Source organism: [Clostridium] ammoniilyticum, from assembly GCF_025566905.1.
Classification (GTDB): domain Bacteria; phylum Bacillota_I; class Bacilli_A; order Erysipelotrichales; family Coprobacillaceae; genus Faecalibacillus; species Faecalibacillus intestinalis.
Genome location: NZ_JAOQJR010000005.1, coordinates 1 through 11,922, shown reverse-complemented (window position 1 = coordinate 11,922; position 11,922 = coordinate 1). Strand labels below are relative to the sequence as shown.

Sequence of the window (11,922 nt, the reverse complement as noted above, 5' to 3'; positions counted from 1 at the left end):
AAAAGGAATGATGATATGAGTTTAATAATAATTTTATTTATTGTAATGTTAGTAATCTTTAGTATTTTATGGGGAAATCGTACTTTTTCAGTAAAAACCTTAAATCAAATGATTTATCACATGGTGGTTCCATGTGATGGAACAGACGAAGGTATTTTTAAAGATTGGTTTTTAAATTGTGCACCACCAGCCTTTTTAACAACTTTAATAGGAGTATTTTTATTATATAAAACACCACTTGTTTTTTTATTTGATTACCAAGGTATTTGTATTACTATTTTAATTCTTGGAACATTGCTTTACGCATTAATTAATTATCAAATTATTACGTATGTTTTTGATATGGTTAGAACATCTAAACTTTATGAAGAACATTATGTGGATCCTCAAAATGTTGAATTAGAATTTAAAGAAAAAAGAAATTTAATTCATATTTATTTAGAATCTGTAGAAAATACGTATCTTTCTAAAGAAGATGGCGGACAAGAAGAAAATAATTATATTAAAGAATTAGGTGAGCTAGCAAAAGAAAATATTAATTTTTCACATTCGAATAAAATAGGGGGTTCTTATACTATTGAAGGAACACAATGGACTATTGCTTCAATGGTTGCACAAGAAGCGGGAATTCCACTTTTATTTCCACTTTCTAAAGATAAATATAATGAAAATTCTTCATTTTTATCAGGATGTTATACATTGGGTGAAATATTAGAAAAACAAGGTTATCAAAATCGAATTTTAATGGGATCAGATGCTAACTTTGGTTGTACCTCTAATTTTTATAAACAACATGGAAATTTTAAAATAGAAGATACAACTTCTTTAAAGAAAGAAGGAAGACTTCCTCAAGATTATCATGTTTTTTGGGGATTTGAAGATAAAAAAGTTTTTGAATTCGCGAAAGAAGATTTAACAGAAATGGCTAAAAGTAATCAACCATTTTGTATGGAACTGGTGACAATTGATACTCATACACCAGATGGATATATTTGTGACAAGTGTAAACATGAATATGATAGTCAATACGCTAATGTTATTAGTTGTCAATCAAGACAAGTGGAAGCTTTTGTAAGATGGTGTCAAAAACAAGAATGGTATGAAAATACAACAATTGTTATTACGGGTGATCATAAAAGTATGTCTGAAAAATTCTTTAAGCACTTAGATAAAAACTATTTACGTACTCCTTATAATTGTTTTATTAATAGTGCAATTGAACCTCTTCAACCTAAAAACAGAAAATTTGCTATCTTTGATTTTTATCCAACAATTCTTGCGAGTCTAGGAGTCAAGATCAAAGGTGAACATCTAGGATTAGGAACAAACTTATTTAGTGATGAAAAAACACTTTTAGAAAAATATGGGGTAAAGAAAATTAATAGTGAAGTCACTAAATATTCTCAATTTTATCGTAAAATATTAATTAATAAACAAAAGAACGTGTAGGTGCACGTTCTTTTAAGATTGAAAATGTTTTTTCATTTCTTCTTTTTCTATACTAGATAAATCTAATAGGTCCATTGCTTTATCTAATGGTATTGCCATTTTTTTCATTAAATTTTTAATCGATGTAATTCTTTCCAATTTTTGTCCTTGTTCAAGCCCTATAGAATGTCCTTTTTCTATATTTTCTCTGGCTATCATTTCCCCTAAATTACACATCTTTTTAACCTCCTTCTCTATTTCTTCAAATCCATATTCTTTCATAACTTCTTTCTTTATCAAAAGATCGTATGTATTATTTAAAAATATGACTAATGGTGTCTTGATCCAATCACTATCTTCATACTTATCTTTGATATCATGATCTTTATTTAAGTATATCATAATCTGTTCGCTTTTATCATAACTTTCTAACCTTTCAATAGTACTTCCGCTGATATTTTCTAATTTAGAGTTTATGCGATTGACATGTCCATCTCGCTTTTTAGCAGCTTGTGGAAGTATCCATATGACATAGGTCTTTTTCATTCCATCATAGTTTCTACAATCATATTCCTTTCCATTTTGACTGGTAATCATTCTTGAAAGATAATCATTTCCTCTTGTTAGTGGGGCATATCCTGGATTCTCTACATTTTGTATCTCTACATCTAGATAAATTCTTTTCATTGTTCCATCAGTTTGTGGCAGATTGATACAGCATAAATAATCAAATTCCACTCTTCCATGATGAGCAATATCGATGACATTATTTAGCTGTTGGAAATAAGAATTCCCTTCCTGATCCTTCTTTCCTTTAACAAGTTCAATGATTTCTTCTAAAGATACATCCTCAGCTTCTTTAATAAAACCTTTAATGATTCTTCCTAAGATTTCAGGATGTCCTAATATTCTTTTACAGAGTTTATCAATCATGATAATATGATCATTTGATGTGATTTCTAATACTTTTTCCATTTAGTTTTTCCTCCTATTATTATATAGACAATTTTTTTGATCTTTTTCTTTTTATTTTTTAAAAAAAGTAAAAAAAAATAACGAAATAAAAATTTCGTTATATCAAATAAATGATCAATGCAATTAAAAAACCACAAAGAACATCACTTATAAAATGAACAGCACAAATGATTCTTGATAGCCCTACAATACATGCAATAATTAAAGCAATGATTCCTAAATGAATATTAATATTCAATAAGGCAAATGCAATCGCAAAAGCACTTACTGTATGACGACTAGGGAAAGATTCTCCTGTTTTATGACCTACAAGTGGTTCAATATTAAATGTCATACAAGGACGTGGACGATTATAGAGTTTTCTAATAAGTGTTACAATCAAAAAAGAACTTAATGGTTTAATGATTGTCAATAATAGCTTTGATGAATGATTAATAAATAATATGAGAAGTGTTAAAGCATAAAGTGCGGCTGTAAGATAAGGGGTTATTTTAGCTATTACAACGCATATTTTGTCTAAATGATGTTGACGGATGTAATTGAGATTGTTTTGATAAAATTTTTCCATTATTTTAAGATAAAGACTGTTTCTCCTTTATTAAGTGTCAGTATTTTTCTTTCAATTCTTGGATGTGAATATTTTTTTCTAACATAATTTAAAAGAATGGAAGAAGAATATCCATGAACAATTGTCACTTCTTTAACAAGAATTGAAGTTCCTTTTAAAAAATGATCTAGTTTTACTTTAGCTTCACTTTGACTACATCCGTGCAAATCTATTGTTGATAACATCCAATCACCTCTTTGCTATTATAAAATAAATTTAAATGAAAAAAAATGACAAAACGAAAATATTGCTTTTATGGGTATTTTTCATTACAATAAAGAGGTAAAAAAAGAGGAGTGAAAAAGATGGCATTAACAGCAGGTATTGTAGGATTACCAAATGTTGGTAAGTCAACATTATTTAACGCAATTACAAATGCACAAGTAGAAGCAGCAAACTATCCGTTTGCGACAATTGATCCAAATGTAGGTGTCGTAGAAGTACCAGACTATCGTTTAGATAAATTAACAGAAATGATTGAACCTAAAAAGACAGTTCCAACAACTTTTGAATTTACGGATATTGCCGGTCTTGTAAGAGGTGCAAGTAGAGGAGAAGGATTAGGTAATAAATTTTTAGGAAATATCAGAGAAACGGATGCAATTTGTGAGGTTGTAAGATGTTTTAGAGATAAGGATGTAACACATGTTGATGGTGATGTAGATCCTATTAGAGATATTGAAACAATTAATTTAGAATTGATCATGGCTGATTTAGAAACAGTTGAAAAACGTATTGGACGTTTAGAAAAGAAAGCTAAATCAGGTGATAAAGAAGCTAAAGCTGAAATGAGTGTTTTAGAAAAATTAAAACCAACATTAGAAGCAAATAAACCAGCAAGAAGTATTGAATTTGATAAAGAAGAAATGTTAATTGTCAAACAATATACTTTACTTACAATGAAACCATTAATCTATGTAGCTAACTTAGGTGAAGAAGATTTAGAAGATCCAATGCAAAATCCATATTATGTTCAAGTTTTAGAATTTGCGAAAGAAGAAGGTAGCGACGTTGTTCCTATTTGTGCAAAAATTGAAGCTGAATTAGTAGGAATGGATAAAGAAGAAAAAGCTATGTTTATGCAAGATTTAGGTATTGAAGAAAGTGGTCTTGATAAATTAATTAAAGAAGCTTATAGCTTATTAGGTCTTAGAACATATTTTACAGCTGGAGTACAAGAAGTAAGAGCATGGACATTTAAAGAAGGAATGACAGCTCCAGAAATGGCGGGTATCATTCATAGTGATTTCCAAAGAGGTTTTATTAAAGCAGAAACATATAGTTTTGATGATTTAGTGAAATATGGTAGTGAACATGCTTTAAAAGAAGCTGGAAAAATTAGACAAGAAGGTAAACAATATGTAGGTCAAGATGGAGACATCATGTTGTTTAAGTTTAATGTATAATGAAAAAAGCAATTAGATATATCTTATTAACTGTCTGTGTTTGTGTATTTTGTTATTCAGCATATAATTTAATTAATATTTATTTGAATTATAAAAAAATAGATGATGATTATGGAGAATTAGCTAAAACTTATACGAAAGAAAAAGAAGAAAAAGAAGAAAAGGAAAGCTATTTACAAATTAATTGGGATGAGCTTTTACAAAGAAATAAAGATGTGAAAGCGTGGATTCAAATTCCAAATACAAATGTGAATTATCCTGTTTTACAAGGTGAAACGAATGACACTTATATTCATAGTGATATAGATCATAATGAATTAAGTGCAGGTAGTATTTTTATCGCAAGTGAAAATGAAGATCCATTTAATGATTTTAATACGGTTATTTATGGTCATAATATGAAAAATGGTTCAATGTTTAATAATATTAAATCCTATACGGATCAAAGCTTTGCGGATGAACATCCTTATGTTTATATTTATTTACCTGATGGTACAGTAAGTCAATATAAAGTGGTTGTAGGACATATTATTTCAGAATCAAGTGTTTTATATAGTACACAAATTGTTGATACGGCTTCATTTGTACAAGAAATGGTAAAGACATCTTCTATTAAAGTAGATTTTGATCAATCTCAAGTACAATCGGTAATTACTTTATCTACTTGTACTTCTGCAGGAAGTGAAAGTGGTAAAAGAAATGTAGTACATGCGATTTTACAAAGAAAAGGGATTGATCCTGTAAAAGAAAAAATGGAAAACTAGAGAAATCTAGTTTTTTTGTTGTTAATTGTAAATGAGCTTGAATTGAATAAGTATGTCTGATGTGCTAAAATATTTGCATGTTAAGAGGGTGTTTTAATGGTTAAACAAAAGAAAAGAAGTTTTATGTCTAAGTTGTTTTCTAGACGTATTTTATTATTAATACAATTTATCGTTTCTATCATTTTTTTAGGATGTATTTATATATTAAAGATGTTACCAATGAAATATTATTTGATTTTATGTGGTATTATTTTTTTGTTATGGATGTTAAGTTCATTGCTTATTAAATCAGGTATTAAAAAGAAAAAGCGAGAAAATAAATATGCTAGATTGATTTTTGGAAAGCTATTATCTTTAATACTTAGCATTGCTTTAGGATTTGTTTCGGTAATGGCTTTTAAAGGAAATAATTTTTTATCTAATATTACAGGTTCTTTTACACAAACAAGAGTTATTTGTATGTATGTAAAAAAAGAGAGTGCTATTAAAAGTTTAAGTGATGTAAAAGGTAATACAGAAATTGGAATTGCTAGTGAAAAAGGCTCAAAGAATATTACATCAGCAATTGCTAAAATAGAAAATAAAGCAAATAAAGATTTTCAAACAAAAGATTATAAAGATTATTCTTTATTAGGAGATGCTATCATGGATGGAGACATTGATGTTATTGTTGCTGATAATGCTTATATGGCTTTGTTAGAAGCAAATCATGAAGGCATTGATGAAAATCTAAAGAGTTTATATAAAGTAGAAATTCAAGAAAAATTAAATTCTGTGACACAAGAAACAAATGTGACTAAAAATCCATTTATTGTTTATATGACAGGAATAGATACTTATGGGACAGTTTCAGCAATTTCAAGAGCTGATGTTAATCTTGCTGTCTGTGTTTCCCCAATTCAAAAACAAATATTAATTGTATCTATTCCTAGAGATACACAAATTACCTTGCATAAAAATGGAAAAATGGATAAATTAACGCATTCAGCTATGTATGGTATTAACGAGACAATTTCTTCTATAGAAGATTTCTTGGATTTAAAAGTGAATTATTATGCTAAGACAAACTTTAGTGGAATTACTAATATCATTGATGCCTTAGGTGGAGTAACAATTGATTCACCTTATGAATTTACAACATTACATGGTCACTATCATATTAATAAAGGAATTAATCAAATGGATGGAGATAAAGCTTTATGTTTTGTAAGAGAAAGATATGCTTTACCAAGTGGTGATTTTGATCGAGGAAGAAACCAACAAAGATTACTTAAAGCCATGATCAATAAAGCTGTTTCTCCTAAAATCATTACAAACTATTCAAATATTTTACAAGCAGTAGAAGGATGTTTTGAAACTAATATGTCATCTGAAGATATAAAATCACTTGTTCAAACGCAATTAGATGATATGTCTAAATGGAAAATGTACAATGTTCAACTTACGGGAGATCCAGAAATCTCATATAAAACATATTCTATGAAGGGTAAAAAATGTTATACAATGAAACCTAATAAAAAATCTTTGAACGGTATTATTAATGTTATTAATAAAATTGAAGATGGTAAAAGAATTACTGATCAAGATGTAAAAGGATTACAAGGTGCTTAACCTGTAATCCTTTTTAAATGACAACTCTTAATTTAAAATGGTGTTGATGAGTAGAAAATTGACAATTTCCATGGAGCTTTTCAACTGTATAAGCAATACTTTGAGTTCCAAAGCCATGATCTTTTTCTTTAGATATAGGAATACCATCTATAAAAATAGGTTCATTTAAGTAATTATTTTCAATAGAAATAAGTAGCTTACCACATTTTTCTTGCATATTTAATTCTATAAAACGTTCATTTTCTAATAACATAACAGCTTTAAAAGCATTTTCTAAACCATTAGATAGAATAGAAGTTAAATCGATATCACTAATGGACAATTGTTGAGGAATATCTAAATGATAATGAAAATCAATATTTTCATCTTTCATTCTATTTTCATAAGATGTCATAATCATATTAACAGTATCATTTAAACAATATTTCTTTCTTACAGTTTGATCGATGGCATCAAATAAAGTATGAATATATTCGATAGCATGTTCATTTTGATTATTTTCAAGATCGTTTAGTATATTGTTTAAAAAATGACGCATATCATGTCTCATTAAAATAACCTTTTTTTCATTTTCTTCCATCAGTTTCATTTCTTTTTTTGATTGTGCTTGTTTCATATAAATAAGCTTATTGGTCGTTTCTATTTTTTGCTTTTCTTCATATTGTTTAAAATAAACGGTACAGAATACAAAATAACAGATACATAAAAGAAATGGTGTAAATTCTACAGTTGTTTTATTCCCAATATAAAGAAGCTTCGTATAAACGGTAGAAAGATAATCAAATATATAATAGAAAATTGGAATGATACCAAAAGAAATAAGTTCACGTGATTGTTTTTTTAATAATTGAGAAATAGGTAAATAAACAAATTTAATAATGAAAACAAAAGAAATAATGAGTGTTAAAGAATAGGTTATATTATCTATATTCTTAATAAAAGAGGAAACAAAGATTGTTGTCCAGTTACTTATTTGACAACATAAATAAGCACTTGTTATAGCAATTAAACTTGGAAATAATCGCTTTTTGAAAATTAAAACAAAAAATAATAAAAGTGGTAAATGGGTAATAAAAGGATATAAAGAAATAACAGCCGATAAATCTTTAGTAAAATAGAAAATACCTTGTAATACTAAATCAATATAAAAGAATAGAAAAAGACAAATGACATTCTTTTTATTGATTCTAATATCTAGAAATAGTGCAGAAACAAAGATACCGAATAATAAAGTTAAAGTATAACGAATAGATTCTAAAATAGTATAAATCATATGTTAATCACCTTCTTTAAACATATATTCAAAATAAGCTTCTTTAAAAGATTTAGCATAACTTCTTGCGATGGGAACTTTCTTGTGTGTTTTTGTTTCAATTTCTATAGAATTAAAATGATCAATAGCAGGCATATGAACTAAGTAACTTCGATGACATTTATAAAATGCATCATTTGTAGTTAATTCATTACTACAATGAACAAAAGTATCTAAAACTTCTAGACATTCACCATCATTTAAACAAAATAAAACTTTTTTATTTTGTGCTTCAACACATTCAATCAAATGATAATAAATTTTACGATATCCTTTATCTGTTTTAACAATAATAGATTCAGGTTCATAATGAAATGCTTGTTTACAATCATTTAAAAGAGAGCATAGTTTTTCATAAGTTGTAGGTTTTAAAAGATATCCACTTGCTTTAACATCATAAGATTCTAAGGCAAATTCAGGAGAAGAGGTTAAAAAAATAATTTTAACGACAGAATCATTTTTTCTAATTTCATGAGCTGTTTCCATACCATTTAATAAAGGCATCATAATATCTAATAAGATAACTTCGATATGACTTTTTTGATAACTATTAATTAAAGCATCCCCATGATTAAAAAGATAAATAGAAACATCTTCATGATGTTCCTTTCCCCATTTTTCTATCATTTCTTTAACTTGATTCATATATAAAAGATCATCATCACATATTGCTATATTCATATACATCACCTAATACTATTTTATCAAAATAAAAACACTTCTTATATACATTTCACACCCTAAAAACGACATTTCGCGCCAATTACAAAAAATAACAATTAAAAAAAGTAAAATAAAAGCATAGGAGGAAATGAATAATATTCAAAGAAAGGGGATAGGGAAAATGAAAATATATAAGAAAGTGATAGCATGTATACTGACATTAATGATGTTCTTTGCACAAATGCCAGTCAATGTATTTGCGGCTAATCAAAAGAATAATATACCACTTGATATTGTCTTGGTTTTAGATGTTTCAGGGAGTATGGAAGATCCTATAACTTCAACTGATACTACTAAAAGGATTAAAATTTTAAAAGATTCAATTAATCAATTTATTGAGGAATTTGCTAAAAATAATTCAAAACAGAGTGATGAAAAATATCAAAGTAGAATTTCGATTATTAAATTTGCTGGAGATAAATCAGATAAAGTAGGGAATGATACCTATACTGAAAATAGATATAAATATAATTATACGCAAATTATGAATGATTTCTTTACTGCCACAAATGAAAACAAAGAACAATTAAAAGATGTTGTAAACAGCATTAGTCCTGCAGGGGCAACACGTTCAGATTATGCAATGGAATTAGCGCTAAAACAAATTGAACAAAGTAAAAATGATGAAAGTAGAAAATATGCTAAAAGAATTGTTTTTTTTGTAACGGATGGTCAGCCGACGACTTTGAGTAATTTTGATGATGATGTCGCTAATAAAGCTATTACAACATCAAAGGAAATAAAAAAAGATGCAGAAGTTTATACATTTGGAATGTTTTCTTTAACTGATCCATCTATTACTGGACATGTAGGAAGTGGTACTTGGTCAGATGCAGAAAAGTTTAATGCTTATATGCATGGAGTTTCTAGTAATTATCCAGATGCCCAAAGTTATAAAAACTTAGGAACTAGAGCGGAAAATAGTGCTTATTATATGGGAGCTAAAAGCTCAAATGAGGCTACAGCAATATTTAATAGTGTTATAAATAAATTATTAAGCATGACATATGCTGGCGCAGATTATACAAAAGTAACTGAAGCAAAGAAAAGAATACCAAGTGATCTAACTCTTTATACAGATGAAACAGTACAAGCATTAGAAGATGCATTAAAAGATGTAAAATATGACTTAGATATTACACAACAAGATACAGTTGATGGCTATGTAGATGCTATTAATAAAGCAATAGCGCAATTAAAATATAAAGTTGCAGATTATACAGAAGTAGATAAAGCTATTGAAAAAGCAAATAAACTTAATAAAGAAAACTATGAAGATTTTTCAAAGGTAGAAGATGCTATTAAAACAGTTGTACGTAGTAAAAATATAACAGAACAAGATGAAGTAGATGCTATGGCAAAAGCCATCAATGATGCAATTGATGCATTAGTATTCCAATTAAAAATCAAATACAATTCTAATGGTGGAACAGGAACAATGACTAATCCAGTTATTGAATTAGATAAAGAATTTACTTTCCCAAAATGTGAATATGTTGCTCCAAATGGAAAACATTTTAAAGGCTGGCAAGTAGACAGTACTATTTATAAAGTAGGAGATCCAAGAGTATTTACTAAAGATGATCAAAATAAGGAAATTAAAGCAGTTTGGGAAGAACATACTTTTGATCAAAAATTAAAAGAAGTCAATGGAGTAAGTACTTTAAAAGACAAAGCAACATGTACAACAAATGCTATCTATTATAAAAGCTGTGCTTGTGGTCAAGTAAGTACTACAGAAACATTTGAAGATAAAGATACAAAATTAGGACATGAATATACAAAACAAATAAAAGATGCAAAATACTTAAAATCTCAAGGAAGTAACTGTCAAGAACATGATGCATATTGGTATGCATGTTCAAGATGTGATGTAAGTGCTAAAGATGATGAAAATGCACAAGATAAGTGTTATGAATCTGCAGAAGTAGGAAATCATGTGTATGATCAAGAAGTTGAAAGTAGTGAATATTTAGCGACTCCAGCTACTTGTATGACACCTGCTAGATATTATAAGAGTTGTATTTGTGGAGCAAAAGGTACAGAAGCATTTGCAGCAACAGGTACTCATTTAGGACATGCTTATATAGAAGTTAAGAATCCACAATTTTTAAGAGAAAAAGCAACTAATTGTAAGGAACACGATACATATTGGTATGTATGTTCAAGATGTGGAAAAACCTCAAAAACAATCAATAAATATTATGAAGATAAGGATTCTAAAGGAGAACATATATCAAGTGATTGGATCATTGATCAACAACCAACAGTAGCTAAAGAAGGATCAAAACATAAAGAATGTACAGTATGTAAAGAAGTGTTAGAAACAGAAAAGCTTGCTAAGTTAGAAAATGTGAAAACTGAAACAAAGAAAGAAGAAACAGCTTCTAAAAAAGAAACAAAAGTAGAAAGTAAAAAAGCTGTAACAACAGGAGATAATACAAATAGTATTGTACCAATGGCTTTACTAGGTATAAGCTTATTAGGAATTTACATTATTGTAATGAAAAAATATGTTCGTTAGAAAGTAAAAGAGAGAAGACTTGGTTCTTCTCTTTTTGTTATAATGGATAAGAGGTGATACATAATGCAGATAATAGTGATTATCTTTTTTGTAATTATATTATTCATAATTTTACTTTTAAGTTTATCAAATGGTGAAGACCAAAAAAGAATTGCAGGGAAAGAAGGAGAATTACAAGCAAAGAAGATATTAATCATTATTTAAATGAAAATGATTTGTTATTGAACAAAAATAGGAGCGCAATCCCCTTCCTCTGAGCGAAGTGTAGGGAGGGGTCTAGCTCCTTTTATAGTTTTTATAATAGATGTTGTTTTAGACGTGCAGCTGTGATACATTATAAGTATAAAAGACGTTCAGTCGTATTTGATTTTAGAAAGGATATTGCTATGGAACTTGATACTAATAATCATTCAGTGTTCATGCTTAATTATCATTTAATTATGTGTGTCAAATACAGGAATAATGTTATTGATGATGCTATCTCATTACGGCTTAAAGAGATATTTAAAAGCATATGCCTTAATTATAATATTTCGTTGGAAGAATGGAATCACGATAAAGACCATGTTCAT

General features: G+C 28.0%; 12 protein-coding genes. 7 read left to right on the top strand and 5 right to left on the bottom strand.

The genetic code is table 11. The features are described from left to right. The first annotated feature begins 15 nt into the window (after nucleotides 1-15). Nucleotides 16-1,449: an LTA synthase family protein gene (locus tag OCV55_RS05975; protein WP_147580094.1), complete on the top strand. Its 1,434-nt coding sequence runs from the start codon at nucleotides 16-18 to the stop codon at nucleotides 1,447-1,449. A gap of 12 nt (nucleotides 1,450-1,461) precedes the next feature. On the opposite strand, the gene OCV55_RS05970 is transcribed toward OCV55_RS05975, so the two are convergent. The 3 genes from OCV55_RS05970 to OCV55_RS05960 all read right to left on the bottom strand — a co-directional run bounded on the left by OCV55_RS05970 (nucleotide 1,462) and on the right by OCV55_RS05960 (nucleotide 3,195). After that, nucleotides 1,462-2,403 carry a hypothetical protein gene (locus OCV55_RS05970; RefSeq protein ID WP_147580093.1) on the bottom strand — a complete coding sequence of 314 codons (942 nt, stop codon included), beginning with the start codon at nucleotides 2,401-2,403 and terminating at the stop codon, nucleotides 1,462-1,464. Nucleotides 2,404-2,500: 97 nt separating this feature from the next. Then, nucleotides 2,501-2,971: a phosphatase PAP2 family protein gene (locus tag OCV55_RS05965; protein ID WP_022002576.1), complete on the bottom strand. Its 471-nt coding sequence runs from the start codon at nucleotides 2,969-2,971 to the stop codon at nucleotides 2,501-2,503. Then, nucleotides 2,971-3,195, bottom strand: a complete 225-nt coding sequence (locus tag OCV55_RS05960) for a Smr/MutS family protein (protein WP_032090959.1) — start codon at nucleotides 3,193-3,195, stop codon at nucleotides 2,971-2,973. Before OCV55_RS05960 ends, OCV55_RS05965 begins: the two co-directional genes overlap by 1 nt. A 120-nt stretch (nucleotides 3,196-3,315) precedes the next feature. Between OCV55_RS05960 and ychF the strand changes: the two genes are divergently transcribed. The 3 genes from ychF to OCV55_RS05945 all read left to right on the top strand — a co-directional run bounded on the left by ychF (nucleotide 3,316) and on the right by OCV55_RS05945 (nucleotide 6,791). Further along, nucleotides 3,316-4,416 carry a redox-regulated ATPase YchF gene (gene ychF, locus OCV55_RS05955; protein WP_022002578.1) on the top strand — a complete coding sequence of 367 codons (1,101 nt, stop codon included), beginning with the start codon at nucleotides 3,316-3,318 and terminating at the stop codon, nucleotides 4,414-4,416. Further along, complete coding sequence (gene srtB, locus OCV55_RS05950) at nucleotides 4,416-5,180, top strand: class B sortase (RefSeq protein ID WP_117871324.1); 765 nt, start codon at nucleotides 4,416-4,418, stop codon at nucleotides 5,178-5,180. Before ychF ends, srtB begins: the two co-directional genes overlap by 1 nt. A 96-nt stretch (nucleotides 5,181-5,276) precedes the next feature. Then, nucleotides 5,277-6,791 (top strand): LCP family protein, encoded by a 1,515-nt coding sequence (locus OCV55_RS05945; RefSeq protein ID WP_032090958.1) that lies wholly within the window; start codon nucleotides 5,277-5,279, stop codon nucleotides 6,789-6,791. A gap of 13 nt (nucleotides 6,792-6,804) precedes the next feature. On the opposite strand, the gene OCV55_RS05940 is transcribed toward OCV55_RS05945, so the two are convergent. Both OCV55_RS05940 and OCV55_RS05935 read right to left on the bottom strand, forming a co-directional pair. After that, entirely contained in the window at nucleotides 6,805-8,064 is a 1,260-nt protein-coding gene (locus OCV55_RS05940; protein ID WP_147580092.1) for a sensor histidine kinase, read from the bottom strand. Nucleotides 8,065-8,067: 3 nt separating this feature from the next. Continuing rightward, nucleotides 8,068-8,784, bottom strand: coding sequence for a LytR/AlgR family response regulator transcription factor (locus OCV55_RS05935; protein WP_199588535.1), 717 nt, complete (start codon nucleotides 8,782-8,784; stop codon nucleotides 8,068-8,070). Between the two features lie 163 nt (nucleotides 8,785-8,947). Between OCV55_RS05935 and OCV55_RS05930 the strand changes: the two genes are divergently transcribed. The 3 genes from OCV55_RS05930 to tnpA form a co-directional block, all read left to right on the top strand. Continuing rightward, the gene (locus tag OCV55_RS05930) at nucleotides 8,948-11,350 is read left to right on the top strand and encodes a vWA domain-containing protein (protein WP_267309834.1); all 2,403 of its coding nucleotides are present in this window, start codon (nucleotides 8,948-8,950) and stop codon (nucleotides 11,348-11,350) included. A gap of 63 nt (nucleotides 11,351-11,413) precedes the next feature. Continuing rightward, nucleotides 11,414-11,554, top strand: a complete 141-nt coding sequence (locus OCV55_RS05925) for a hypothetical protein (protein ID WP_167693754.1) — start codon at nucleotides 11,414-11,416, stop codon at nucleotides 11,552-11,554. Between the two features lie 182 nt (nucleotides 11,555-11,736). Next, nucleotides 11,737-11,922: IS200/IS605 family transposase (gene tnpA, locus OCV55_RS05920; RefSeq protein ID WP_147580196.1), on the top strand; the 186-nt coding region annotated here is incomplete at its 3' end.

Bases quoted from the DNA above. Each gene is read 5' to 3' on its own strand.
- OCV55_RS05940 (WP_147580092.1), bottom strand. From the start codon at position 8,064: ATGATTTATACTATTTTAGAATCTATTCGTTATACTTTAACTTTATTA.
- OCV55_RS05970 (WP_147580093.1), bottom strand. From the start codon at position 2,403: ATGGAAAAAGTATTAGAAATCACATCAAATGATCATATTATCATGATT.
- srtB (WP_117871324.1), top strand. From the start codon at position 4,416: ATGAAAAAAGCAATTAGATATATCTTATTAACTGTCTGTGTTTGTGTA.
- OCV55_RS05930 (WP_267309834.1), top strand. From the start codon at position 8,948: ATGAAAATATATAAGAAAGTGATAGCATGTATACTGACATTAATGATG.
- OCV55_RS05960 (WP_032090959.1), bottom strand. From the start codon at position 3,195: ATGTTATCAACAATAGATTTGCACGGATGTAGTCAAAGTGAAGCTAAA.
- OCV55_RS05965 (WP_022002576.1), bottom strand. From the start codon at position 2,971: ATGGAAAAATTTTATCAAAACAATCTCAATTACATCCGTCAACATCAT.
- ychF (WP_022002578.1), top strand. From the start codon at position 3,316: ATGGCATTAACAGCAGGTATTGTAGGATTACCAAATGTTGGTAAGTCA.
- OCV55_RS05925 (WP_167693754.1), top strand. From the start codon at position 11,414: ATGCAGATAATAGTGATTATCTTTTTTGTAATTATATTATTCATAATT.
- OCV55_RS05935 (WP_199588535.1), bottom strand. From the start codon at position 8,784: ATGAATATAGCAATATGTGATGATGATCTTTTATATATGAATCAAGTT.
- OCV55_RS05945 (WP_032090958.1), top strand. From the start codon at position 5,277: ATGGTTAAACAAAAGAAAAGAAGTTTTATGTCTAAGTTGTTTTCTAGA.
- OCV55_RS05975 (WP_147580094.1), top strand. From the start codon at position 16: ATGAGTTTAATAATAATTTTATTTATTGTAATGTTAGTAATCTTTAGT.